Source organism: Dictyobacter halimunensis, from assembly GCF_036245075.1.
This window is the reverse complement of the sequence record NZ_BSRI01000002.1, coordinates 4,933,951-4,959,032: the sequence shown is the minus strand read 5'-3', so window position 1 is coordinate 4,959,032 and position 25,082 is coordinate 4,933,951. Positions and strand designations below refer to the sequence as shown.

Genomic DNA, 25,082 nt, shown 5'->3' with positions numbered 1-25,082 from the left:
CGCGCGAGACGTCGCCCCAAATAAAGTTGCGACAAGACTTCAGGACTGCTTTTGCAGCCATTGTGGCAGGTCGGCCAGCGCGGGCAGAATCGCCTCTGGCTGAACGTGCTTCAGCAATGGAGAGTCGGCCCGGTGCTTACCGGTGCAGACAAATATGCCACGCAGCCCGGCTTTCTGGGCTCCTCCAACGTCATTCTCGATATCATCGCCGACCATCACGGTCTCATCGGCCACACAGCCGATGGCACGCAGCGCCTGCTCAAAAAAGTCGGCCGTAGGCTTACCAAGCACAATCGCCTCTTTCCCGCTGGCGATCTCCAGCGCCCGCACAAAGGGTCCACTATCCAGTTGCAAACCATGTTTGGTCTTCCAGTACATATTCTTATGCAGAGCCAGCAGGGGCGCCCCCGCCATGATGCAGCGGAACGCCTCGTTCATCGCTTCATAGGTCAGCAACTCTTCAGCGCCGCCGATCACCACCACCTCGGCGTCGTGCTCCACCAGCTCGATGCCCGCGAAATCAGCCGCCGTATCGCCTTTGGTCAGGAGCCAGCAACGCTTGCCGGGAAAATGCTGGCGGATATATTGCGCCGCCGCCACCGGGGCCGTGACCATGCGCTGCTCAGAGACCGGCAGGCCGATCTGCTGCAGCTGCCGGGCCAGCGTGGCGCGCGCCATTGTCGTCGTATTGCTGACAAAGCAGGTGGCGTAACCCTGCTCCTCCAGCCAGCGCAGCGCCTCGGCGGCGCCGGGCAATGGCCGCATGCTTACGTGCAGCACGCCATCGATATCTAGCAACACTCCACGGATCGGGCGCATAACATCCATCCTTTCAATTTTTCCACACAGCGCGCTACGAACGCGCGGCGGACGCCTCTTCAGTCTCACTCGAATCTATCTCGCGCAGATCCTCTGGCCGCTCTAACAGATCAAGATAGAGAATCCCGTCCAGGTGATCGATCTCATGCTGCAAGGCCCAGGCAAAATAGCCCTGAGCATCGATGCGCATAGGCTTGCCGCGCACATCCTGACCCTTGACCACCACGCGGTTCGCGCGCCGCACATTGACGCCATAGTAGCCCGGAATGCTCAGGCAGCCATCCAGGCCGATCTGCTCGCCCTCGGACTTGACGATCTCGGGATTGGCCATCGCCACCTTATAATGCTTCTCAGTCTCCGGGTCGGTCAGTTCGACCACGAAGAAGCGGATAGACAGCGCAATCTGCGGCGCGGCCAGCCCCGCGCCGTTATTGGCGTGCATCGTCTCAAACATATCTTGAGCCAGCTTTGGCAACGAGGCATCGAAGCGATGGATCTTCTTCGCCTTCTGCCGCAATAGCGGGTTTCCATAATAGATTAGATCACGTACCGCCATGGTGGAGTCACTCCTCTATATCTACAAAAGCCTCACATAAGCAAGGCCGCCGGGAGGGTATGTACCCGGTTCGTCTCAACTTCTGGCTCCCAGGTCAATAAATCATCGATCGTGACGGGCATGAAAAGGTTGAAATAGGAGAGCAAGCGATCAATGGTCGCGTAATCGATACGCTGGCTACGCCCGGTATGCAGCGAGACGAGCACGCTTTGAGAGACGCCGCTCTCCTGAGCCAGGCGCCGCAGGCTGAGAGCCGACTGCCCCTGCTGCGCCCGCTCTAGATTCAACTGCGCGAGCAAGATACGAAGACGACATGAAACAGTCATGATCCCCTCTCCTTTTCGGGCTGCGATTGGGCGCCCGTATACGGCTTCATTTTATGATTACTGTACTGACATGTCAATGCATTGGTGTGGCTTCGCGAGACAATATAGAAAATAGGAATGAGTATGTTGTATAATACAAATGTTCGAATTTTTCGAACGATGCTGTTGTCTGTTCACCTGTCGCGTCCTGTGGTCGTTGGCCAACGGGGCCGGTGCGTTCCAGTTCGTTCGCACCGCCATGTGGCCTTCCACCTGGGATAGAGCGGCGCACGAGCAGCAATCATTTTCAGGTCGACCGACTCTAGCGACGAGGTTGATCTGCCTCAGCTTCCGGGCAAGTAACCTGGAAGCTGCTTTTTTGTCTGTGCGCCTGGAGGAAGTTGAAGGCCTCATCGACCGTGGAGATGTCTGTGGGGAACGCGATCCCCTGGCGGCGCAGTTGGGCCAGCAGATCGTGCAGCGGTGGCACAGCCAGGTCCCATTCCCGCAGCTGTTCGCCGCGCGCGAAGACGTGGCGCGGCTCCCCCTGCATGACGATGCGGCCATGATGCAGAACATACAGCCAGCTGGCCATGCTCGCTACCTCCGACATGTCGTGCGAGACCAGGATGATGGTCACGCCATGCTCGTCGCGCACTTTCTGCAGATGGGAATAGAACTCCGTGCGCCCCTCCCCGTCGAGTCCGACGGTGGGCTCGTCCAGGATCAGGATGCGCGGCGACATTGCCAGCACGCCGGCCAGGGCGACGCGCCTGCGCTGCCCGCCGCTGAGGGCGAACGGCGAGCGATGGCCATACTCTTCGGGCGGCAAGCCGACGCTGCGCAGGGCTCCCTTCACGCGCGCGCGGACCTCGTGGCGGCCCAGCTTCATGCGCTGGGGACCAAAGGCGACGTCCGCGTAGACCGTCGGCGCGAACAGCTGCGACTCAGGGAACTGAAAGAGCATGCCCACGCGCTGCCGCAGCGCCCGCAGGTCCACATGAGGTGCTGCGACATCGACACCGTCGACGCGCAGCGAGCCCGAGGTCGGGCGCAGCAGGCCATTAAAGTGCTGCACCAGCGTCGACTTCCCCGAGCCGTTAAAGCCGATCAGAGCCACGCAATCTCCGCGCTTAATCTCCAGGCTGACATCGTCAAGCGCCTTCTTCTCAAGCGGGGGCGTCTTGTAGATATGGGTAAGGTGCTCGACCTGTATAATAGCATCAGGCATGGGCGATCTCCCGCGCAATCTCTTCGTTCGATACCGCCTCGGGAGCAAGGTTGAAGCCGGCCTGCCGCAGGCGCGCGACCAGCGCCAGGGGATCGGGTATAATCAATTTGAGGGCGCGCAACCGCTCCAGGTCCCCGAAGATCTGCGCCGGCGTCCCATCATCCAACACACGGCCCTGCTCCATCACCACGATGCGCTCGGCATAGACGGCCTCCTCCAGAAGATGGGTTACCTGCATGATGGTCAGCCCCAGCTCGCGATGCAGGGTGGCAAACAGCCGGGCCATTTCCTGGCGCGAGAAGGGGTCCAGCATCGAGGTCGCCTCGTCGGCGATAATACAGCTCGGCTGCAGCGCCAGGATGCCGGCGATCGCCAGGCGCTGGCGCTGTCCCCCCGACAACTGGTGGGGAGGCAACTGGCGCAGATGGGCGATGCCCACCGCTTCCAGGGCGCTATCGACCCGCGCCCGAATCTCGGAGGCGGCATATCCACGCACGGTCAGTCCCCAGGCCACGTCATCCTCCACCACCGTCGCAATCAACTGATTGTCGGGATTCTGAAAGATCATCCCCACGCGCTCCCGAATCGTACGCTGGCAGGACAGATCGCGGGTATCCATGCCCGCCACCAGCACGCGGCCCTCATCAGGCAGCAGCAGCGCGTTACACTGGCGCGCCAGCGTCGACTTGCCACTGCCATTGTGGCCAAGAATCACCACGTACTCCCCCTGCTGGATGCGCAGATCGATGCCACGCAAGGCCGGCTCTGGTTGAAGCTCCTGCTCACGACCCACCTTGCGCGGCTGAACGGGATAGGTATATGTTACATCCTGAACGTCGATCAAAGGGGAGGTGCTCATGCTGCTCTGCTCCATCGTTTCTGCCAGGCCTTTCTTTTTAGGATAAATGTTATCACGCGGCGGCGCGCACGATGCACCTGACGACCGACCCTGCCCTCCAGGAGAGGGCGGACATCATAGCCGAGCAGGCGCACAAACGAGTTCGCCGTCCAATAAATGACCAGGATAGCCGGGATAAAGAAGAGGAACAGAAGAGTATAGAACATAATCATCCAGTGGGCAAAGCCCCATTGGGCCAGCGCCGCTATCAGGGGATAGAGCTGCCGCCGCCAGAACGTTCCCAGCCATAAATGCTGCGCGACCAACGCCAGAATAGGCATGGCCATATCATAGGCCCGGTGCATACTACGGATATAGGTATCAAATGGGACACCCGTCAGCCAGGCTACACCAATAACCAGTATGAATACGTACGTACACCCACAGAGCGCACCCAGAAAGATAATCAGCAGATGGGGTAAGCGATGCTTCATCGTCAGGCCCAGAAAGAGGCCGGCCAGCCCTTCCGTGACCAGTGAGGTGGCACCATGAGGGCCGATAAGGATGCAGAGCAGGCAGATAGCGGTCACCATGCCCATCAGCGCGACATACAGGCCACGCCGCAGCACGAGGACCGTAAAAACGACCATATTGAGGAATATGAAGAAGCCCGCGCCAATCGGTAAAAAGGCAACCATAAATTGAAAGGCCACCGCGATATCAGCGAGCAGCGCGCCCTCCGCGATCTCGATCGCGTGTAAATTTCTAAACATCCCGCCCCTTAACTACATCTGATGGAATATACCGAATAGACCTCTCTATTGTATATGCTCAACAGTAAAAAAACTATGAAAAAAGAACATCATTGTATTCCCCCACCAGCAGCCAGCAATCCTATTGTACAGCGAGACGTCCATGCCGGCACGCACACAGATGCCAGCATGGACGCACCCAATAACCGTAACCAGTCCCACCGCGGCACAGATCGTCCCTATTCAGTCCTGGTCGAGTAATGATACTTATTTTCTTCTACATACAATGCATGGGTATATAGTGTATAACGATACCGGCAGGCTTTATCTAAAATAGCATGGAAGCCAACATCGCTCAAGTGGGGTTGGCCCTCCAGCCGTTCAAAGAGCACGCGCATGCGTCGATCGACATAGAATTCCCATACATTATCCAGGGCCATATAGCGGTGTACTTTGAGAGATTTGCTATAGGGATTAGTCACAAAAAGGCGTATCTTCCTGACCACGATGGAACGCTCGGTATGGTTCAATCCCTCCAATGCATACACAAAGCGCTCGGTACATGGAATGATCAAAGGCATCTGCAACCTCCTTCAAAACCCGTTCGACTCCCCAGCATTACGATACCGTTATGCCGGTTCAAAGCGGAAAGTGCAGATGCCGAATATTACGCGACCTCGGCGGGTACGGGAACCTCGGTGGAGGCGGCGCCGACCGTGAGGCTGGTCCAGTTTCCCTTCCACAGCAGGACTATGCCCAGAACGATCAGAACGAGATTGGCCCACAGTGAGGCCACGGGACCCAGGCCAATCGTCAGCGTCAGCGAATCACGCAAGCCATCATAAGAGGCGTGATAGACACTGGAAACCGCGAGGCTGCGATACCGTGTCCAGATGTAAGCAAAAACGACACCATGCAGTATCGTCGGAATAGCGCTCAACAGAATAATCATAAGCACGGTGAGAGCTATGGATATACCTGTAGAAGACTTCATACTGTCCAGGCTAACCACCACCGCATTGCCTACCAAGATGGGCAGATGCCAGAACCACCAGATAACTGAATGCTGCAGGACCGCTCTGCGGGCGCTCATGCGTTGGGCCAGGCGGGGCAGCATGTAGCCACGCCAGCCAAACTCCTCGCCAAAGCCTGGAATCAGCGTACCAAAGAGTAGCACAAACACCCACATAATCTGCATCGGGGTGATATACGCTGGCAGCTTAAGCGTCTTCAGGGCCAGGTCAACGCAGGTCGGGACCACCCAGAGCAGCAGAGCCAGGCCGATCACCGCCAGGTAGTAGCGTGGCCAGCCCCAGCTCCAGCCGGAGCCCGCGAAGCCATCCCGAAAAACGTAGCGGCCGGCGATGTAGGTGCCGACGGTCACCATAATCATAGCGGTACAATTGAGCGCATAGACGAGGGCAAAATTCTCGCCTCCCCAGACCACGCTGGCGATCTGAAACGGCCACGAAAGTCCGAACACAATCAACAGGTACACCACCAATGAAAAGGGACGCGACTGCCGAGTAATGATCTGCTCGCTCATGCTCATTCTTCCTTCTCGTGATTGCTATCTTCATCATGAAAACGCTGCTGCAAAGCCGCCATCTGATCCCAGTATCGCGCGAACGCCCTTCTTCCCGTATCGGTGATGCGGTAATCGGTCGCCGGCACCTTATGCCGGTAGTACTTGCGGATCTCGATGTAGCCCGCCTCCTCCAGGTTAGTGGCCTGGCGGCTCAGGTTTCCCTTCGTCAGGCCCGTCACCATCTGCAGAAACTTGAAATCGACCTCCTCCGCCTTGCTCAGGGCCGCCAGAATAACCAACCGGGCGGGCTCATGGATAATGCGATCGAGCTCAAACACCCGCTGCAGATCATTGTTGATGTCATCAGTAGATGAGGGGACAACGGACTCGGAATCATCTTTTGTGGTCATTACTCATCCACCATTCGTTGCGCCTGGAGTTGTGCGACCAGCCGACCATACCTGCGGTGCTCGACAATACCCGCATACACCATGAGCAGAGCGACCAATCCCACCCACCACCAACCGAGGAGGCCATAAGAGCCACCGGCGCTGGTCACAGCGCAGGCGCAGAGCAGAAACACGCCCACCACAAATTCGTTGCTTGTGCGTAGATAGCGCCAGGAGATCCACGGCATCAGCGCCACGAAAAACAGGTACAGCCATCCCTGTGGTTTCGTCGGGCCGCCAAGCAGGATAAACACGACGCAGACGCCGATGGAGATCAACGCCACGAAGAGCACCGACCAGGTATGATACTTGCGTTCCCGTGGCGACCAGAGCTCGCGCGCCATACCCAGCGAGAGATAGACGCGGTGGCGGATAATCTCTTTCCCTACGAGCCAGCCAAAGGTAAGTCCGATGGTAAGGACAGCGGTCCAAAAGCCGGGCCCCACCAGACCGTTGAGCAACACGATAATCAGGCCAACCACACCACCCAGCACGTTTCCCAGTCCATTGCGGCTCTGAGAATAGCTGGCGTACTCCTGCGTCAGCCGCTGCACCTCCTCGGTGCGGCGCAAAGGCGTATCTTTCATCACGACCTCCTCGGTCAGGGCAACGTTCTCAACACGCATAAACAGGTTTATGTCATAAACCTGTTTATAGAATACAGAATCACATGCATATTGTCAAGGGGAAACAGCTTTTCGTATCCTCAAAAGAGGGGGAGCCCATGGTGATTTATTTTGGGCTTGGAGGCTGATATGGCATGGCTGATGCAATGCCGGTGGATGAGGAATCAATTGAAAGGCCGGGCTGACAGGAGTATGCATATATTCCTGTCAGCCCGGCCTTTGCGCGCTCAAAACATCACCGCGCCTGTGAGGCTCATCCCCAACCATTTCCGGAGAGGGCCAAACGCGGTGTCAGGAGGTTGTGGTGGTAGAGCTGATCATGTCGCGCAGCTTCTGTTCGTTCTCGTTGGAGAGCGAGGTACGCAACAGCTTGAATTGGAAATTCTTCAGCGCGGGCACCACTTTATCGGCGACCGCATTGCTGGTCAGCAAGAAAAGGGCGCTCTGGCCCGGCTGAACGGTATCTCCAATCTCCTTGATAAACTTATCGTCGATCCCGATATCCGTGAATTTTCCGGCCAGAGCACCCGCGCCAGCTCCGATCGCGGCCCCCAGCAGGGGCGACAGGAATAACAGGCCAACCAGCATACCCCAGAAGCCGCCGCCCATCGCGCCCGCGCCCACCAGGTTATGCAGTTGTCGAATCCGGGGCTTGCCATTAGGCTCCTTAGTATAGATAGCGGCATCATCAAGCTTGATCAGTTGCTGCTGCTGTAACTGCTTTAACGTATCTACGACTTGCTGGGCAGATGCCTCGTCGTTAAACTCAAGAACAAACAGATGGCTCATTAGAAAAAGCTCCTTATTAGTATGTAGCTGGCCCGGCGTGGGCTGCTCATAGACAAGGATGAGAGACAAAAAAGGACACAGGCGACTACGTACATTGCTTCAACGTCTTGAATTTCTGATTTGTTACAGCCGAACAATGCGCAGAGCGATTTTAAATTCAGCAACATTTCGTTGTCTAGTATACAGATGCATGTTTATGCACATATACAGGTGCAACAGGGGTGGTTAGCTAGCGCAAAGAGAGGAAACGCGAGCAGATGGCAGCGATCACTTCATGCCTGGCCTGCCAGGCCAGCGGGCTAGAGCTCTTGATGCATGTCAGGGACGCGGGCATCCCCCATGAAGCAAGCGGGCATAATTTCGCCTATGCCAGCACGCTCTTGCTGGCCTGCCAGCAGTGTGGCAGCGGCATACTCCAGAAATACTCGCATGATTGTTGGAACTACTGGGAAGATGAAGACTGGGACATGTACTGGTGGTATGTGCTGGACCTGACAAGCATGCAGACGATTCGCCGGCTGCTGGAGGCGTGCCCCGCCGCGCAGGATCCCACATGCAGTTGTAGTCTGCACCGCATCCTGCGTGGCAGCGAAACGATCTATGGCGGCATCCAGCACGCCAACGCGCCATCCTCACATGCCGACTTCGCCAGGCTGACCATCGTCCAGGAGGACGATCACAGCAAGCTACAGCTCGTGCAGAAGGAGGCGTAGCGCCTCATCAGAATAGCACCCCGCCGCGCTCAGAATAATGGCGCTGATAGGTACGCCAGAGTGGACTGAATCCCATACGCGGCCAGAACTGGCTGGAGAGCGGATTGGCGGGATTGAACCATAAAAGATAGCCACCTAAGCGCAGATGCGCGAGCCCTTCAAAGCTGGCCTGGACCAGCAGGCGACCAACACCCTGACCGCGAAAGGCCTGCTGCACCCCCATATTGTTTATATGACCATACCGGCCACGGCGTATAAAATATGGCTCTCCATCGTCCTCGGACTCAATTATATATAGATCACATTCAGACATTGCCACTATCTGTGCATCCCGCTCGATCACCACGACCAGTGGCGCCCCCTCCTCAACGCTCTTTCCCGACCACAGGAGATCCAGGCGATCTCGGAAGGCACGCTCCACAGAAGAGCTCATGCGCACAAACGGTGTATAGGGCTCATGAAAAAGAAGTTCCTCAGTAAATAAAGCGACCAGCGCCTCCTCATCCTCGGGACGAGCCAGGCGAGCATGAATATCTTCAGGGAAAGTGCGGGACTCCAGCGCGAGCGGGGCTGCCTGATAGGCCAGCTCGCTATCAAGCAGGAAACCTTGCTTGCGCACCAGCGATGAGAGCCAGGGATCGCAACAGGGCCAGCGTATCATCTCGCCGTATACCTGCTGCTCACTCCACAGCCGCGACAGCGTAGCAAAAAGGGCGCTCGCCACACGAAAAGCGTTGGGATCAGCCGGATCGGGCAGCGTCAGCGACTTTGCCAGCCCATTGCGCGCCGTAAAAAAGGCTCTCAGCCCGTCTTTGGGATGCAGTTGCCAGATCTTCGGATGAACATATCCGCAGAGCCGACCTTGCTCATCCAGGGCAACCACAGGCGGCAGCTCCTGGCTCCGGTGCAGCTGGAGCATCTCTACCACCTGTTCAGTCGAGCGCACATCACGTAGTCGGGGGTCCAGGCTGTACCAGCGACGCTCCTGCGCACGCACAAGCTCCACAATCGCGGGTATGTGCTCATCACTTACAGGCACTACCGCTATGTGCTGGCCATACATACAATATTCTCCTACCAAAAATTATGATCTTATAAAATAAGTGCTTTACTCGTTTCCACTATTATACACATTTTGCACGACATATAAAATACAATAACAGGAAGTATGACTAATAGACATATTTTCCACCAACTATCTATCGCATGGTGGTAGATATATCTTCTTATTCGCAAAGTAGCCTCCTACCTGCGGATATGGTGCAGGTAGAAGGCTACTTTGCGAACTGGATGTACGGCGGCGATGGTTCAAGAGCTGTAGTAACCGCGCTCAAGCCGACGCGCTGCGCCGCTGGCGAATACTTCGGGTGGGGGAACGTCCACCCCAAAGCTATCGGCCAGGCGATTCATAATCTGGAAGATAGCGCTGGCATAGAGCGCATCCTGGATAGCCTGCTCGCTGATACCAATCGCCAGCAGGTGCTGCATGTCTGCGGGGACGATCTCGGACGGTCGCAGGGTGTATTTTTCCAGGAAGCCCAGCATAGCTCGCAGCTTCTCGTTGATGGGGGCGGTGCGCCAATCCGCGATCACCGCGTTTACCAGTTCAGCATCCAGGGCCGTCGACGCAACTGCGCCGTGGGAGCCAAGTCAGAAGGGACAGCGATTGAGCGAGGAGGTAAAGGCGGCGAAGAGCTCGCGCTCACCCACCAGCCAATCGGAGGGGCCACGCAGCACCTCCTGGGTGAGCATAGACATGGGCACGCCGAAAAACTCTGATCGGTAGGTGAGCACACGTTGAATGTCTGACACGTTCTCGCCCTGCAAGCATGTGTCAAGATGGTGCAATCTCATTCGATAGCCTCCATCAGAGCGTGCAAGCCACATTCAAGGCGCGCCCGGGCGGTCCCCATAGCCACGCTCAGCGTAATCTCAAATAGCGCATCCTCAGAATAGCCGCCTTGCCTCAGAGACTGGATATCCTCATCCAGCACCTTGTAGGCATGCAAGGCGACCTTACGCACATAGGCGACAAGCTCTGGCGGCACATCCCCGGCATCGGACGAAGCATCCAGACTCAGACGCTCGGCGTAGGCGCGCACCTGCTCGCGCAGCGCCGGGGTGGTCGCACCCGGTTGGCTGGCTACCGCATAGAGCATCGCCCCCATCTGGGGTGCATGCCGATCATTCATTCCGCTTCTTCCTTTCGCGAATGTATACATAAGATAGAGGCCATTTATAATGACCGGGGTAACTCAGAAAACATATTGTTATGTATTCGATGTTTTTAGTTTCTGATATGCATAACTATATTATAATTGATCGATAGAGGAAATCTACAAAACATCGCAGAGAGTCCCAATACTTTCAACGTACCACTCTGGCACATCTTTGATAAGCGAGATGGTATCGTTGGTGAAATGTGTACGCCCGGGCACGGGGCCGCTTCGCGGCAAGCTCCCGCAAGGGGCGCACCTACGGGGACGGCCACATGTTTGGGCGAAAAAGCAGGCGGCACGTTTTCTTGAAGAGGAGGAGGTAGAGCTATGGCATTTTTAGGCATCGATCTGGGGACGAGTTCGGTAAAGGCGCTCGTTCTGGATGAGCAGGGGCAGACGCTGGGTACCAGCAAGAGGGATTACGAGGTGCGCTCCCCTCACAGCGGATGGGCGGAGAGCGATCCGGCTGATTGGTGGCGGGCCACGGTTGAGGCGGTGCGCGAGGTACGCGAGCAGGTTCCACAGGCCAACATCCGGGCTCTGGGCCTGTCGGGTCAGATGCATGGTGTGGTGCCCACCGATCAGCAGGGACGGCCGGTACGGGCCGCCATGCTGTGGGCGGATACGCGGGCCGAAGATGAGCTCTACCGCTATTTTCAGCTCGGCGGCGATACCAGCCGTCGCCTGGCCAATCCGCTGTTGCCGGGTATGGCGGGACCGCTGCTGTGCTGGCTGGCCCGGCACGAAGGCGCAAGCTACCAGGCGGCACGCTGGGCCCTGCAGCCCAAAGACTGGCTGCGCTGGCAGCTGACCGGGCAGGCGGCCGCCGATCCCAGCGACGCCTCGGGCACCCTGCTCTATGATGTGGCCCACAATCGCTGGGATGAAGAGGTGATCGCGAGCCTCGGATTAAGGCGCGAGCTCTTTCCTGCGATTATTCCTGCGGCCACGCAGGCAGGCGTCCTGACGCAACAGGCGGCAGGCGAGCTTGGACTGCCAGCCGGGCTACCGATCGCCACCGGAGCCGCCGATACGGCCGCCGCGGCCCTGGGAACCGGTCTGCTATCACCCGGTGTCGTTCAGCTCACCCTTGGCACGGGCGCGCAGATCATCCAGTTGCGCAACCGCTTCCAGTCCGACGAGAGCCTGCGCACCCACCTCTACCGGGCGGCCGATGGGGCCAACTGGTATAGCATGGCGGCCGTCCAGAACGCCGGGCTGGTCCTGGACTGGGTCAGGCAGACGCTCAATGCCAGCTGGGACGAGACCTATGCCAGCGCGGAGAGCGTACCACCGGGATCTGAGGGGCTGATCTTCCTGCCCGATCTTACCAGGGAGAGGCCTCATCAGCCGGCGAACCATCACGGCGGCGCCTTCCTGCATCTGCGCCTGCACCACAAGCGTCCCCACCTGCTGCACGCCGCCCTCGAAGGCGTGGCCTTTGGCGTACGCCTGGCGCTGGAAGCGCTGCCGGGCGCGCGGGAGGGAGACGGCCTGCGCCTGGCTGGCGGCGGCAGCGTCCATCCCGCCTGGCGCCAGATGCTGGCCGACATCCTTAACCGAGAACTGCAGCTGGTCGACACCAGCTCGGCCTCGGCGCGTGGCGCCGCCCTGCTGGCAGGCATAGCCGCAGGACACTGGCCGGACGCCCAGGCTACGGCAGCAGTTGCCCCCGGCATCGAGACCAGCATCATTCCCCAACAGGAACAAGCACGCGCCTACCAGGAAAGCTACCAGCAGTTTCTCAAGCACGCCCTGACCAATCTCTAAATACTGAAAAAAAGAATTGGAACTGGATCTCACAACACACGTAGATACAGATAGGCCTATGATAGATGGATCTTGTTTAGCTGATGCAAAAATAGCACAAAGGACAAAAGGTATGATGCCATTAATACTGCTGGCGGCGTTGATCAGCATAGGCTGTGCCTTGCTCACGTTGGCCAGATGGAGTGAGCGCCAGCGTATCCGGCAGAGCGGAACGCAGCTAATGGCCCAGATCGTGCAGATCCGTTCGTGGCAAGAGCCACCAGACAGCAATGGTTTTTTCGCGGCAGCAGGCAGGGGGTCCCTGCTGTGGGGGGGCGGACCAAGGTGGTACTATGAGATTATCGCCGAGTGTAAGGATGTCGCCACCGGGGAGACATACACCCTCTCAAGCGGCCCCAGAAAAGGACTGGCACATCATCGGCGCGGCGACTATCTGCCGGCGTATATCAGTTCCAAAGGAAACCTGCTAGAAATTTCCTGATTGGCGTGCAACGTGTGAATAATAAAGATAGTGGAGATAGGTACGGCAGCAGCGCCCACAGCAATAAGAACAAATGTACAGCCAAAAAGGGCATTCGCTTGTTCTCGACGATTGAACCTGCTATAGTACAAATCGAAACTTTTCGGCAAAATCATAAAAAAATTACTTAGAGAAGTGAGTTGTTGAATGTCCTCTCAGGCAACAAGACCAAAGACAAAAACACGAATAAGCGCCACACCGTCGTTCAGCGCCAACCACCAGCAAGCGGCCGCAATCGCCCATACCGATGGGCCCGCAGCCTTTATTGCGGCGGCAGGGACCGGCAAAACGTCGATTCTTGTACAGCGTCTGGTCCGGTTGGTGGCAGATGAGGGGGTCACACCTGAGTCTATTCTCTGTGTCACATTCACGCGTGCCGCCGCCGATGAGATGGAGAAGCGCGCCTCCAAAGCGCTGCGCGCCCGCGGCATGACGCTGAAAGAGATCAAGCCACTGCGCGTGGTGACCTTCCACGGTCTGGGACACCAGATGCTGCGCGAGAAGCTTGAACTGACACCGCAACAGTTAAACCAGAAGCTGATCAGTGGCGATCCACGCCAGTGGCTGGCTGAAGATATTATCCGGCCCTGGCGCAGCAATCGCAGCCGGGGCATGAACTGGGATGTTGAGATCACCGACGCGCTGGCCGCCGTCGATCGCGCCAAAGAAGCCATGGTTCAGCCTGACGGCTCCATCGACTTCTTTCGCAAAGATATGAGCATCGATGTCGAGCTGGCCGCCCGCTATCAGGAGTTCTTCATCAATTACGAGCAGACCAAAAAGAAAGAGAAGCTCTACGACCTCTCGGACCTGATCTATATCCCGCTCAACCTGCTGGAGGGCAGCCCCAAGTACCGCAAGTCCTGGCAGGGCCGCTACCACTACCTGCAGGTAGACGAGACGCAAGACACCAATCCCTCGCAGTATAAGCTGATCCAATACCTGGCCGCGCCAAAGCAGAACGTGGTGGTGGTGGGAGATCCCGACCAGGCCATCTACCAGTTTCGCGGGGCCAGTCCCGAGGCCTCGATTCTCTCGTTCAAGACCATGTATCCAAAGGGGAAGATCTATCACATCGAGCACAACTATCGTTCGACGCCACAGATCCTGGAGGCCGCCAACAAGCTGATCAGCCACAACGACATCACGCCAGGCTTCGAGAAGATACTGCGCTCAACGCAGCCCGATGGCGCCCCCGTCTGGGTAACGGCCTACGAGGACCAGGAGATGGAGGCCGAAGGGATCGCCGAGCGCATCGATCGCCTGCAGCGCACCTGGAAGAAGCACCAGGAGGCGCTGTCGTATAAAGATATCTTTGTGCTCTCGCGTACCAACCACCACCTGGCCTCGCTGGAGATCGCCCTGGCGCGCAAGCGCATCCCCTACCGCGCGGCCGGTGGCTCATCCTTCTTCAAGCGTAAGACCACGCGCGACATCCTGGCGTATCTGGCTCTGATCGATGGCGTCCGCGTGCAGCAGGACTTTCTGGCCGCACGCAACACGCCTAATCCACAGCGCTGGGACGACGTCTTCACGCCGGTCCATTCTGGCGAGCAGAATACGGCCTTTCGCGTCGTGGCCAACATTCCGTCGCGCGAATTCTTCGCCAGCACCGGCAAGACCTCGCACCGCTTTAACGCCACCTTCTACGGCACCCTGGCCGCCCATGCCAGCGGGCGTCCCCTGCTGCAGTACTGCGAGGAGCACGCCTATACTATCGCCAAAGAGCACCAGCTGGGCGTCAAGGACCTGGTGGGGCTGATCAAGCGCCTGTGGTCAAAGTCTAATAACAATCCAGCCGAGGCCATCAAGAATATTCGCCAGTTCGCCTACGATGTTCATCTGCGCCACTACGACAGCAAGCACCACGAGAACAGCGAGGAGGAGGCTGAGGCGCCAACGCATCACGAAGAGGTCAAGCTCGAAGCCCGCTACGACGAGTTGGAAGAGCTGATCCAGATCGCGCAGAAGCACCATACGATCCGCCACTTCCTGCAGGCTATGGCCCGGCTCAAAGAGCAGGCCGAGGACAACAACAAAAATAAACGCGACTGTGTCAGCCTGATGACGATCCACAAATCAAAAGGACTGGAAAGCCCGGTGGTCTTCGTGATGGGCATGACCGAGGGGATCTTTCCACACCGCCGCTCATACACCATGGCCGAGGATGGGCCGATCTCAATCACCGGCATAGCCGAGGAGCGGCGCCTGGCCTATGTAGCGTTTACGCGCGCACAAAAGCAGCTCTTTCTAAGCTCGCTACTGCGCTATCGCGGCACCGACGCCGTCGCCTCTCGCTTTATCGATGAAGCGGGGCTCACCCCCACCAACGAAGATGGTGAGCTCAATCCCTATCTCTTTAAGCATGATGGTACGCCGCGCAAACTCAGTCCGCTGGTGGAAACGCCGACGCTGTTCTAGCCGCTCCCGGCGGCAGGCGGCCTTATACACGCTTACGGGGGCACATAAGCGCCCCCGCACAGGCGGCCGCGTAGCGGACGCGCGTGCGGGAGCTATCACAAATAATATTGGGATGTTGTCTTTGACAGAAAAGTAGATGTGGGGAGGAAAAAAAGATGTCTGAGAATTTTCTGCGTTTGATCCCGATTGATCCACAATATATCCCATCTCCGGTTGCTCAATACCAGGTAAAAAGCCTGCTCGCCTCTTTCCTACCAGAGAAGGAAATTCAGGTCAAGATAAGTGAAGAAATTGAATTTATCGATGCTGGCAATAATCTGGAACTCATCCAGTGTCCGGCATGTGAAGTGACGGTCTCGTGCGGGTGGTGGAGCGCGATGATGGACCACGCGTATACCAGCAGCCATTTTCACAACCTCAACGTCACGATGCCTTGCTGCGCCACTGTAGCGTCACTCAACAATCTGCGCTATATGTGGCCAGTGGGATTCGCCCGCTTTGTGATCGAGATTCGCGCGCCCGAACGCGGCCTGGCGGAGCACTTGCAACCCATCATACAGCCTATGCTAGGCTGTCCCATCCGCAAGATCCACGCCCACTACTAGCAAGCCGGGGCAAGCCCGGCACCTACTAGCAAAGCCGGGGCAAGCCCGGCACCTACGCATGTATCCATAACCACGGCATATCAAAACAATAACCATTTTTTATGAGTAAAAGATACATGGGAAAGATAGCGCTCATGGTTAAAGTTCCTATTGATGACTAACTTCATCAAGAAAATCAACAAAAACAATTGACTTCTGATTTGAACTTATGTAAGCTCTCATTAATAGCGTAACAGTGGTTTCAGATTTATTGATGTTTGTGACCAATGATGCCCACAAATGTAAGCTTTGTTACATTTAGCAATCAAGCTCGGTATTGGCAACTATTCATATGACTACTCCGAATAGGGATAAAGGAGCGGTGTTTTTTATGAAGGCATCATCTCAGCGCTTCCCGCGCATACTGGCGTTTCTGGTACTCCTGTCACTGGCCCTGGCGGCCTGTGGGGGTGACAGCAGCGCGGCGGGCTCATCGAATGGCGGGGGAAGCTCGCCTGTGACTGTACACCTGGGGTACTTTCCCAACATCACGCATGCCGTTGCCCTGGTCGGGGTAGCACGCGGGACGTTCGCGAAGGCGCTCGGCAACAATACGCTGGACGCATCCAAGACCTTTAACGCCGGCCCCGCCGAGATGGAGGCGTTGAGCGCGGGCGACATCGATATCGGCTACGTCGGACCCAATCCCGCCATCAATACCTATGTTAAGACCCATGGCGACGCCCTGCGCATCGTCGCCGGAGCATCGAGCGGTGGCGCGTCATTCATCGTGCGTCCGGGCGCCAACATTAAGACCGCGCAGGACCTCCACAACAAGAAGCTGGCGACGCCACAGAAGGGTGGCACGCAGGATATCGCGCTGCGCCACTATCTGCAGGTCAACCACCTGAAGTCGACGGATGATGGTGGGGACGTGCAGATCCTACCTACCGACAACGCCAACATCCTCAACGAGTTCAAGCAGGGGCAGATCGACGGCGCCTGGGTCCCTGAGCCATGGGCCTCGCGCCTGGTCAACGAGGCGCAGGGAACCATCTTTGTCGACGAGCGCAGCACATGGCCCAACAACAAATTCATCACCACCCTGGTCGTCGTGCGCAAAGACTTCCTGGACCAGCATCCCGACATCGTCCAGAAGTTCCTGCAGGCCCACGTGGAGACGGTGCAATACATCAACAGCAATCTACCCGAAGCTGAAAAGACCGCCAACGAGCAGTTGAAGAAGCTAACCGGCAAGGCCCTGTCCAACTCGGCGCTTGACGGCTCGTTCAAGCGGCTTGACATCACCTACGATCCGCTGGCCTCGACCCTGTTTAAGTCAGCGGACAACGCCTATGCCCTGGGATTCCTGGGCCATAGCAAACCTGATCTCACCGGGATCTTCTCTCTCGATCCATTGAACAACGTACTCAGCAGCAAGGGACTACAGAAAGTTACAGCCTCATAAGGAGATCAAGACCGCATGAGCCAATCAACAGTCCATATACGAAGTTCTATTGCAGCTAGCAGTGGGGATGAGATGTCCCCACTAGCTGGTGGCAATTCATTACGCATCGCAGGTGTGAGCAAGACGTTCGTGGACGGCGAACGGATGGTGGAGGCGCTGCGCCCTGTTGATCTTGCCATACAGCCGGGCGAGTTCGTCTGCTTTCTAGGACCCAGCGGCTGCGGCAAGTCCACTTTGCTGAATATTATCGCGGGCCTTGAGCAGGCAAGCAGCGGGACCATTTTCGCCAACGAGAAAGAGATTCGGGGAACCGGCACCGATCGCATCCTGCTCTTCCAGGAGGCGGCCCTCTTTCCCTGGCTCAATGTGCAGCAGAATGTCGAGTTTGGACTGCGCCAGGCACGCATGCCCCGCAAGCAGCGCGCGGAGGTCGGCCAGCACTATCTCAATATGGTCGGTCTCAGCGGATTTGAGCATAGCTATCCACACCAGCTCTCCGGCGGCATGCGCCAGCGAGCCGCCATTGCCCGCGCGCTGGCCATCGATCCCGAGATCCTGTTGATGGACGAGCCCTTTGGCGCCCTGGACGCCTTCACGCGCGACAAGCTCCACTCTCAGGTCGAAACCATCTGGCACGAGACCCGCAAGACGGTCCTGTTCGTCACGCACAACGTGCGCGAGGCGGTCGCGTTGGGGGATCGAGTCATCGTCTTCGCGCCGCGCCCAGGGCGCATTATCCGCGACTTCCCCATCGACCTGCCACGGCCACGCAGCCTGGAAGATTACCAGCTGGTCGATAAGGCCGCCGAGATCCTGGAGGTCCTGCGAGGCGAGATGCAGAAGCAAGAACAGGAGGACGAATTTGGCAGCCTCATCCATTAGTGTCGACAAAAAGCGCAGCGCCAATCTTAAGTGGCTCGGCAAGCTGCTGAGGCAGCTGGCCTTCTTCGCCCTGCTCCTGCTGCTCTGGCAGGGGCTAGCGGTCTCCCACATCTGGAAGGACTATCTCTTTCCGGGACCTCTGACCGTCCTGGACAGCCTGAAGGGACTGGCGCAGGACGGCTCCCTGCTGACCGCCATCCTGGTCAGTCTGCGCCGGTTGGCGCTGGGCTATGGCCTCTCGCTGGCACTGGGACTGATCCTGGGACTGCTGATCAGTAGCAACCGCTACATCGAAGAGACGCTGGGCTCGCTGGTGCTAGGTCTGCAGGCGCTCCCCAGTGTATGCTGGATCCCACTGGCTCTGCTCTGGTTCGGTCTGCACGAGCAGGCGATGATCTTCGTCGTCATCATGGGCGCGCTCTTCTCGATCACCCTGGGCGTGGACGCGGGCATCAAAAACACCCCACCGGTCTATCTGAAGGCGGCGCGCAACATGGGATCGCACGGTTTCGCCCTCGCCACGCAGGTCATCCTGCCCGCCGCCCTCCCATCGATCCTGACCGGGCTCAAGCAAGGCTGGACCTTCGCCTGGCGTTCACTGATGGCGGCCGAACTGCTCTACACCACTGTCAGCCTTGGCGCCCTGCTCGAAAGCGGACGCGATTTCGGGGATGTCGGCCAGCTCTTCGCCATCATGCTCGTCATTATCATCCTCGGCGTCGCCATCGACAGCCTGATCTTTGGTCCCTTCGAACGCATGGTGCGCAAGCGCTGGGGACTGGCGCGGTAGTAGGGAGTGTTGTGTGAAAAATGCGCTTAAACCGTGCAGATGCACGGTTTAAGCGCATTTTTCACACAACACTCTTTATTTAATTAAAAAGATTGGGGGTGTCAGCGCCCCCAGGCCAGCTACGCATGAGAGCTAAGCTGGCGCGCCAGCTCCTGCATGGCCGGACAGTGTTCGCGCAGATGCTGCGTCATGCGCCGCAGCACCTTGGCCGCCGTCCACTCTTCCCCATTGTGGGCGTAGACACGCGCACGCTGCTCGGTTGTCAGCTGGCGCAACAACATCTCGTAATCCATTGCATTCTCCATGAAAGCCTTGAGCAGGTCAGCTTCCTCGACGGGAGGTGGTGGTGGCGGCAGTTGCTCGTTTAAGCAGGCGAGATAGTACGATTCCATGCGCATGGCATGTTGCAGTTGCTGTGTTAACGACCACGTGCCAGGGGCGAGCGTAACGCCCCGCTGCTCAAGGGGAGCGGAATCGTAGAGATCAATCAGCTGCGCCCGCGCGGTGGCCGCCACGTTCAAAGCATTATCAATTTCCTGATCGGTAGGAGCTGGCCGATCGGCCTCGAAAAGCACCCCGGCCTTAACACCACGCAGGTACTCTTTAGGCATCACATTCACCGAGGTGATCTCATCCTCAAAAAAGAAGATATCGTTCTTCTTGAGCCAGCGCAGATAATCAGCAACCACCTGTGGAGCCTGCTGAATGGCTTGCTGGGGAGCGGATGCTTTCGAAAAACAGCCGGGCAACATACGGAAAGAGATAATACACTCTCCAGGCCACTCTTCAATCAGTGCATAAAATTCCATAAATATTCGTGCTCCTATCGTAGGATGGTGGCTGCAAGATAGCCATGATACCTACACATACAATCAAAAGTCAATTGTTGAGCGCCAACCTCAGGATGGACTGGCACTCAAGGGAAACAGGAACGAGAAAAAGGCCTGGGCCGCACGCGAGAGCTGCTTCTCTGGCCGCTGGATAAAACTCAATTCAGGCCGCAATTCCATATCCGCCAGAGGGATCTGCACCAGGTCGCCGCTGGCCAGCTCGCGTTGCACCGTCAGAAACGAGACCACCGCCGCTCCCACGCCATTCATCACCATCTGCTTGATCGCTTCATTATCGGTCAGGGTTAACAGCGGCTTGAGAACGATATCGCGGCAGGTCAGCTCGCGTTCCAGCATATCACGCACACCGCTACCGGGTTCACGCACCAACAGCGCATGGTCCCCCAGTCCAGCCGCGCTCACCCGGTCGCGACCGCGCCAGGGGTGATTGGGAGGGGCCACCAGGATCAGAGTATCGCGTGTAAAGAAGCGCACATTCAGGCTCTCGGGCAGATGCTCCACCTCGCCCTCAACGATACCGAAGTCCAGCGACCAATCCAGGATATGATCAATGATCTCCTGTGAATTTAAAATAGAAATATTCAGCGCAATCTGCGGATAGAGCGCGCGAAAGCGCGCCACAATCGATGGCAACAGATAGACGCCCGCCGTCGTGTTGGCCGCCAGCTTGATCTCGCCCCGATGGACATCGCGCAGGGCGGCCAGCGCATCATCCATCTCGCGCTCAAGCGAGAACATCTGGCGCGCATAGGACTGCAGCACGCGCCCGGCATGGGTCAGCACGATGCGGCGACCCTGGCGCTCCACCAGATCCAGGTGGGCTTCCTGTTCCAGGCTCTGAATGATCTTGGTTACGGCTGGCTGCGTCAGATGCAACTCCTCCGCGGCCCGCGTAATATGCTCAAGCTCCGCAACCTTCAAGAAGACACGTAGATTCTGCAGGTTCATGCTGACAATCCCATCTTTAATGTCTCCGACGACACACAACGCTCATCTTGTCTCTGCATCATAACTAAAAGAATACAATAAATTGGTATTTGCCTGGTATTATGGTGCTTTTGTACTAGGGAATGCTGAGGCAGAGCGGTGTAAAATCACCGGGAATCCAGTGTTCATGGAAATTGCATTGCACTATTCAATAACTGCGGCAATTCATCAAGCGCCATCTTCCTCTTTCTCCTCAAATTGGCACTTCATGAAAACAATATACCATTATTGTATAGTGTATGCGCTTTTACGCTATTTAAATAGAAGCAGATGGTAGACGATTCCACGCCTGAAATGTTATCATATTAATACAATAGAATTCAGTATCTCGTGCGATGTCCATACGACAAGCATTGTCCCTCCCCTTACCTCTCTGCTTGTAAAAACCGCATGGTCAGCAAGGATACTGCACAGCCAGGTTAGTAAAGACACTCGCAAAGCAACTTTTTTATTTAGAGAAGGGAGCAGGCGAGCGACCCTACAAGGGTACGCCGCCTGCTCCCCTTTTTTGTTTTTCAGGAGAGAAAACATGGATCGATGGAAAACGCGACTTGGTATTCCGGAAACGCAAGGGACGTATGGCTTCCTGCTTGTTTTGATTATCGAGGCGCTTGGATCAGGGATGTATCTTCCTCTCTCCATCCTCTATTTTCAAATTGCCACCGGCTTTTCTTTACCAGCTATTGGCCTAACCCTGACCATCGCGACTATCTGCACACTTCCGTTGACCTTGCTCACAGGAAGTCTCGTGGATCGATTGGGGGCGCGCAACATCGTGGCTGGCAGCCAGTTCATCCAATGTATTGGTTTGTCTGGCTACCTCTTCGTTCATACCATTCCCAGCCTTTTCACAATGGCCTTATTGGTTACAGGCGGATCCAGAATGTTTTACGCCGCGCAAACGGTGCTCATCGTCGAAATCGCTGCCCCGGCGCAACGAGATCGATGGTATGGCCTCTCAGGAGCCATCCGCAGCGTGGGGATAGCGATGGGGGGTTTCCTCGTAGGCCTTGTTCTGGCAACGAAAGATCCAGCAATCTATCGTCTCCTGATAACATGCAGCGCACTATGTTATCTAACGGCTGGTAGCCTCTTGTTACGCCTACCAGATCCTGGATATAAGAACGCTGAAAAAATGAAGCCGGCAAGAGCAGAAACCATTTTGAAAGATCGTGTATTTCTCATCTTCGTGATCAGCAATACCGCCTTTCCTTTATGTGCCCTGATGCTAGGAACGGCGCTTCCCATCTACCTTTTCCAGGCCCTCCACGCCCCCGCATGGATACTAGGTCCATTACTGATCTCTAGCTCACTACTGACAATCAGTTGCCAGACATTCACGGTACGCGTTCTAGAGCCGCATCGTCGCACCCGGGCATTGGCGATGGCCGCTCTGACCTGGTGTGTCTCATGCAGCCTCTTTGTGCTGGCATTATGTATACCTGGCTTCCTGCTTTTTCCCTACCTTCTATTGGTTGTGATTCTGCATACATTGGCCTCGTTGATATATAGTCCCACGGCAAGCGCCCTGGTTGCAGAACTGGGCGGGCCAAACCGACGTGGGCGATACCTGGCAACATATGAGTTTTCGTGGGGAGTCGCAAATGCGCTTGTACCGGTCCTCTTTACAGCTTCGTATGCAGTCACCGCCGCATTGCCGTGGCTGATTCTGGCAATCATGGTCACCATTTCAGGCCTGACGACACTCTGGCTTGAGCGGCAACTTCCCACTCAAGCCGTGCGTATAACCAGGTGAACCCAACTGGCAGTGCCTCTAGCGATCGACCAAGGAGCGGGTCAGCGTAACGATGGTGACGAAGGTGCGGTAGAGATCCAGCAGGTTGCTGCTGACTACTTTGACGGTGCGCGACGCGGTGCGCTCGACGCCACGGATCCAGCAGGCCATCTCAGCCATGTCGGCGACCAGGAAAGTGATCTCCAACGTCACGGGCAGCGTGAAGCCGGGTAGCTGCATGGCCGAGAGCTGCTCGACGGCGCTCCTGGCGCCCGCCTGCAGCATCTCGCAGGCAACATCAGGATGCAGATGGGAGGCGGCGAAGCGGCCCAGCGAATGCTTGACGATGATCTTCTCGGCCTGCGGCGCGATGGTAGCGGCTTCGCTGGCGGTGGCCTCATCACCGCTGACAAAGATGATTGGGACCTGGTAATGGGCGGCTACCAGCGCGTTGATTCCGGACTCGCCGACGATCTCGCCATTGATGCGCACCTCCCAGATGGCGCCGGGATTGTAGGTATGCGAAAGGATGGCGTGCTCGGCGCCGATCGAACCATGATAGCTGACAAAACAGATGCCATCAAAGCTCTCGTCGAGGCCCTCCATCATATACATAGGCTTGTGCTTGCCGGTGATCAGCGTGGCGCGTCCCCGCAGATCCTGGGGATGAAGGTTGCGCATGGCGTGGTGGGCATCATTGACCACAAAACTGGACGCACCAGCCTCCTGGGCGCCCGCGATCACTGCGTTCACCTCATTGGTCAACAGGCGTCGCCCCTGCTCGTATTCAGCATTGCCCTCGATGATCTGCTCCCAGGCTACAATCCCGCTGGTCCCTTCAAAATCCGTAGAAAGAAATAGCTTCATAGTGCTCGGTACCCTCGCAAAAATAATATGCAACACATGTGAACTATATCCTCAATTGTAGCATCTAGTAAACATAAAGGCGATACCTGCTAAATATTCACGCTCAACATAAAGTCCAGGCATGCAATTATTCCTATATAGACTTAGTGTAGGCAGTTATCCTTCCGCCAACTTTTTCAGGGTTACCAGGATGCTGTTCTCACTTTCTTCAGCCGCCTGTTGTGACTCGGTCTGTTCCTGCAACTCCTGCTGGTGAGGATCTTCTTGAATGATAGTCAATGTCGTCTGGCCATCAACCTCATCTAATGTATAGGTCATGGTGAAATAGTTTTCCGGCTTATCCTCCATGCCTGGATGGGGAAAGAACAGACTGTACGTCACCAGGCGGGCTGGCTCGATCTCAAGAACCGTCCCCTTTTGCTCAAAGACCTTGCCCTCCCACTCATTGCGGAAGATGATCGGGCTCCCTATGTGCCAGTCGGTAATGAGATCGGTGCCATACTGCCACTGCTTCACCAGTTCCGGCCGGGTAAGCGCCGCCCATACTCGGTCAGATGGAGCATTGATCGTAATTTTTGAAGTTGTCGTGCGAGTACTCATTGATTTCCCTCTCCTTATAATAAAGCATGTAGAACTATTATCGTGAACACCTTCAATCTATCATGAATTCAGGAAAAATCCGGTCCTTTACTCGCGGTTATTTGTTCCCGATTGAAACAGCCTCGGAGGGACTTATTGAGCCTCGGCACTGACGACGAGATATGTGATCCAGAAGAGTTACGCACGCTTGTTCAGCAAGAGGCTTGAAAAATTGCTCGTCACCACGCGGAATTATGACATAAGGTTGTCGCCATTCTCTTGCTATACTCTCCCATAGATAAGTGATGAAACGATTACTGAGGAGAAAGATAATGTACAACGATCAGCACGACTTTGAGCAATTTATGAAGCAGCGTAGCGAGGCCGCACTCGCCTATATTAATGGCGATACCACTCCACTCGGTGAGATCACCGCTCGCCATTCCCCAGCCACCTTCTTCAGGCCATCGGGTGATTATTACCAGGGGGCTGAAGCTGTCTGGTCACAATACGAACGTGATGCCACGAGTTTCGAGAGCGGTAGCGAAGGGCAACTTGAGATCCTGCATATGGCGGCGAGCGATAGCCTGGCCTATTGGGTCGGTTTCCAGCGCGCCACAGCTCATCTGCGCGGCAGACCAGAGCCAGTCCCTTTCAAGCCGCGCATAACCGAACTATTCCGTCGTGAAGGAGATAGCTGGAAACTCATTCACCGCCATGCCGACCCGTTGCTCTCCGAATCCGAAGCAGAGCAACATCAGTCAATGAGAGATTAGAGGAGATAACATCTTTGGGGAACCGTG

Annotated in this window: 30 protein-coding genes; 11 read left to right on the top strand and 19 right to left on the bottom strand. The window is 56.6% G+C overall.

All coding sequences use genetic code 11. The features are described from left to right. Window positions 1-39: 39 nt before the first annotated feature. From AABA21_RS34470 to AABA21_RS34445, 6 genes are all read right to left on the bottom strand, one after another. Window positions 40-819: a TIGR01458 family HAD-type hydrolase gene (locus AABA21_RS34470; protein WP_338257248.1), complete on the bottom strand. Its 780-nt coding sequence runs from the start codon at window positions 817-819 to the stop codon at window positions 40-42. 34 nt (window positions 820-853) lie between these two features. After that, on the bottom strand, window positions 854-1,375 hold the full coding sequence (def, locus tag AABA21_RS34465) for a peptide deformylase (protein WP_338257247.1): 522 nt from the start codon (window positions 1,373-1,375) through the stop codon (window positions 854-856). A gap of 32 nt (window positions 1,376-1,407) precedes the next feature. Further along, on the bottom strand, window positions 1,408-1,701 hold the full coding sequence (locus tag AABA21_RS34460) for a helix-turn-helix domain-containing protein (RefSeq protein ID WP_338257246.1): 294 nt from the start codon (window positions 1,699-1,701) through the stop codon (window positions 1,408-1,410). 301 nt (window positions 1,702-2,002) lie between these two features. Continuing rightward, window positions 2,003-2,911 (bottom strand): energy-coupling factor transporter ATPase, encoded by a 909-nt coding sequence (locus AABA21_RS34455; RefSeq protein WP_338257244.1) that lies wholly within the window; start codon window positions 2,909-2,911, stop codon window positions 2,003-2,005. Then, entirely contained in the window at window positions 2,904-3,770 is an 867-nt protein-coding gene (locus AABA21_RS34450) for an energy-coupling factor transporter ATPase (RefSeq protein WP_338257242.1), read from the bottom strand. Before AABA21_RS34450 ends, AABA21_RS34455 begins: the two co-directional genes overlap by 8 nt. Next, window positions 3,767-4,522 (bottom strand): YybS family protein, encoded by a 756-nt coding sequence (locus AABA21_RS34445; RefSeq protein ID WP_338257239.1) that lies wholly within the window; start codon window positions 4,520-4,522, stop codon window positions 3,767-3,769. Before AABA21_RS34445 ends, AABA21_RS34450 begins: the two co-directional genes overlap by 4 nt. A gap of 75 nt (window positions 4,523-4,597) precedes the next feature. On the opposite strand from AABA21_RS34445, the gene AABA21_RS34440 reads away from it, so the two are divergent. Continuing rightward, a complete protein-coding gene (locus AABA21_RS34440) occupies window positions 4,598-4,762 on the top strand; it encodes a hypothetical protein (RefSeq protein ID WP_338257238.1) in 165 nt (54 codons plus the stop codon). Here AABA21_RS34440 and AABA21_RS34435 read toward each other — a convergent pair. The 5 genes from AABA21_RS34435 to AABA21_RS34415 form a co-directional block, all read right to left on the bottom strand. Next, window positions 4,741-5,082 carry a hypothetical protein gene (locus AABA21_RS34435; protein ID WP_338257237.1) on the bottom strand — a complete coding sequence of 114 codons (342 nt, stop codon included), beginning with the start codon at window positions 5,080-5,082 and terminating at the stop codon, window positions 4,741-4,743. The genes AABA21_RS34440 and AABA21_RS34435 overlap by 22 nt on opposite strands. Window positions 5,083-5,168: 86 nt before the next feature. Then, the gene (locus AABA21_RS34430; protein ID WP_338257236.1) at window positions 5,169-6,047 is read right to left on the bottom strand and encodes a CPBP family intramembrane glutamic endopeptidase; all 879 of its coding nucleotides are present in this window, start codon (window positions 6,045-6,047) and stop codon (window positions 5,169-5,171) included. A 2-nt stretch (window positions 6,048-6,049) separates the two neighbouring features. Further along, window positions 6,050-6,439, bottom strand: a complete 390-nt coding sequence (locus tag AABA21_RS34425; RefSeq protein WP_338257234.1) for a transcriptional regulator — start codon at window positions 6,437-6,439, stop codon at window positions 6,050-6,052. After that, window positions 6,439-7,065 (bottom strand): hypothetical protein, encoded by a 627-nt coding sequence (locus tag AABA21_RS34420; protein WP_338257233.1) that lies wholly within the window; start codon window positions 7,063-7,065, stop codon window positions 6,439-6,441. Before AABA21_RS34420 ends, AABA21_RS34425 begins: the two co-directional genes overlap by 1 nt. Before the next feature lie 330 nt (window positions 7,066-7,395). Continuing rightward, window positions 7,396-7,893 carry a DUF1269 domain-containing protein gene (locus tag AABA21_RS34415; protein WP_338257232.1) on the bottom strand — a complete coding sequence of 166 codons (498 nt, stop codon included), beginning with the start codon at window positions 7,891-7,893 and terminating at the stop codon, window positions 7,396-7,398. A 257-nt stretch (window positions 7,894-8,150) separates the two neighbouring features. Here AABA21_RS34415 and AABA21_RS34410 point away from each other — a divergent pair, with 257 nt between their 5' ends. Then, complete coding sequence (locus tag AABA21_RS34410; protein WP_338257231.1) at window positions 8,151-8,606, top strand: hypothetical protein; 456 nt, start codon at window positions 8,151-8,153, stop codon at window positions 8,604-8,606. Between the two features lie 7 nt (window positions 8,607-8,613). Here the strand turns inward: AABA21_RS34410 and AABA21_RS34405 are convergent, their stop codons facing one another. From AABA21_RS34405 to AABA21_RS34395, 4 genes are all read right to left on the bottom strand, one after another. After that, window positions 8,614-9,669, bottom strand: coding sequence for a GNAT family N-acetyltransferase (locus tag AABA21_RS34405; RefSeq protein WP_338257229.1), 1,056 nt, complete (start codon window positions 9,667-9,669; stop codon window positions 8,614-8,616). 245 nt (window positions 9,670-9,914) lie between these two features. Beyond that, window positions 9,915-10,199: a carboxymuconolactone decarboxylase family protein gene (locus tag AABA21_RS39620; RefSeq protein ID WP_420917184.1), complete on the bottom strand. Its 285-nt coding sequence runs from the start codon at window positions 10,197-10,199 to the stop codon at window positions 9,915-9,917. 57 nt (window positions 10,200-10,256) lie between these two features. Beyond that, on the bottom strand, window positions 10,257-10,418 hold the full coding sequence (locus AABA21_RS39615; protein WP_420917183.1) for a hypothetical protein: 162 nt from the start codon (window positions 10,416-10,418) through the stop codon (window positions 10,257-10,259). A gap of 38 nt (window positions 10,419-10,456) precedes the next feature. Continuing rightward, window positions 10,457-10,798, bottom strand: coding sequence for a carboxymuconolactone decarboxylase family protein (locus AABA21_RS34395; RefSeq protein ID WP_338257226.1), 342 nt, complete (start codon window positions 10,796-10,798; stop codon window positions 10,457-10,459). A gap of 354 nt (window positions 10,799-11,152) precedes the next feature. Between AABA21_RS34395 and xylB the strand changes: the two genes are divergently transcribed. The 7 genes from xylB to AABA21_RS34360 all read left to right on the top strand — a co-directional run bounded on the left by xylB (window position 11,153) and on the right by AABA21_RS34360 (window position 19,260). Continuing rightward, window positions 11,153-12,595, top strand: a complete 1,443-nt coding sequence (gene xylB / locus AABA21_RS34390) for a xylulokinase (RefSeq protein WP_338257224.1) — start codon at window positions 11,153-11,155, stop codon at window positions 12,593-12,595. Between the two features lie 112 nt (window positions 12,596-12,707). Continuing rightward, complete coding sequence (locus AABA21_RS34385) at window positions 12,708-13,076, top strand: hypothetical protein (RefSeq protein ID WP_338257223.1); 369 nt, start codon at window positions 12,708-12,710, stop codon at window positions 13,074-13,076. Window positions 13,077-13,262: 186 nt separating this feature from the next. Beyond that, entirely contained in the window at window positions 13,263-15,536 is a 2,274-nt protein-coding gene (locus AABA21_RS34380; protein WP_338257222.1) for an ATP-dependent helicase, read from the top strand. 155 nt (window positions 15,537-15,691) lie between these two features. Beyond that, window positions 15,692-16,141 (top strand): hypothetical protein, encoded by a 450-nt coding sequence (locus AABA21_RS34375; protein WP_338257221.1) that lies wholly within the window; start codon window positions 15,692-15,694, stop codon window positions 16,139-16,141. A gap of 370 nt (window positions 16,142-16,511) precedes the next feature. Continuing rightward, on the top strand, window positions 16,512-17,588 hold the full coding sequence (locus AABA21_RS34370) for an ABC transporter substrate-binding protein (protein WP_338257220.1): 1,077 nt from the start codon (window positions 16,512-16,514) through the stop codon (window positions 17,586-17,588). 15 nt (window positions 17,589-17,603) lie between these two features. Further along, on the top strand, window positions 17,604-18,470 hold the full coding sequence (locus AABA21_RS34365; RefSeq protein ID WP_338257219.1) for an ABC transporter ATP-binding protein: 867 nt from the start codon (window positions 17,604-17,606) through the stop codon (window positions 18,468-18,470). Next, window positions 18,451-19,260, top strand: coding sequence for an ABC transporter permease (locus AABA21_RS34360; protein ID WP_338257218.1), 810 nt, complete (start codon window positions 18,451-18,453; stop codon window positions 19,258-19,260). The genes AABA21_RS34365 and AABA21_RS34360 overlap by 20 nt, the downstream gene beginning before the upstream one ends. Window positions 19,261-19,379: 119 nt before the next feature. On the opposite strand, the gene AABA21_RS34355 is transcribed toward AABA21_RS34360, so the two are convergent. Beyond that, complete coding sequence (locus AABA21_RS34355) at window positions 19,380-20,069, bottom strand: DinB family protein (protein WP_338257217.1); 690 nt, start codon at window positions 20,067-20,069, stop codon at window positions 19,380-19,382. 90 nt (window positions 20,070-20,159) lie between these two features. Further along, window positions 20,160-21,059 carry a LysR family transcriptional regulator gene (locus AABA21_RS34350; protein WP_338257216.1) on the bottom strand — a complete coding sequence of 300 codons (900 nt, stop codon included), beginning with the start codon at window positions 21,057-21,059 and terminating at the stop codon, window positions 20,160-20,162. A gap of 568 nt (window positions 21,060-21,627) precedes the next feature. Between AABA21_RS34350 and AABA21_RS34345 the strand changes: the two genes are divergently transcribed. Next, window positions 21,628-22,854: an MFS transporter gene (locus AABA21_RS34345; RefSeq protein WP_338257215.1), complete on the top strand. Its 1,227-nt coding sequence runs from the start codon at window positions 21,628-21,630 to the stop codon at window positions 22,852-22,854. 18 nt (window positions 22,855-22,872) lie between these two features. Here the strand turns inward: AABA21_RS34345 and AABA21_RS34340 are convergent, their stop codons facing one another. Then, a complete protein-coding gene (locus AABA21_RS34340) occupies window positions 22,873-23,700 on the bottom strand; it encodes a M55 family metallopeptidase (protein WP_338257214.1) in 828 nt (275 codons plus the stop codon). 156 nt (window positions 23,701-23,856) lie between these two features. After that, the gene (locus AABA21_RS34335; RefSeq protein ID WP_338257213.1) at window positions 23,857-24,300 is read right to left on the bottom strand and encodes an SRPBCC family protein; all 444 of its coding nucleotides are present in this window, start codon (window positions 24,298-24,300) and stop codon (window positions 23,857-23,859) included. A 311-nt stretch (window positions 24,301-24,611) separates the two neighbouring features. Here AABA21_RS34335 and AABA21_RS34330 point away from each other — a divergent pair, with 311 nt between their 5' ends. Then, complete coding sequence (locus tag AABA21_RS34330) at window positions 24,612-25,055, top strand: YybH family protein (RefSeq protein ID WP_338257211.1); 444 nt, start codon at window positions 24,612-24,614, stop codon at window positions 25,053-25,055. Window positions 25,056-25,082: the final 27 nt, after the last annotated feature.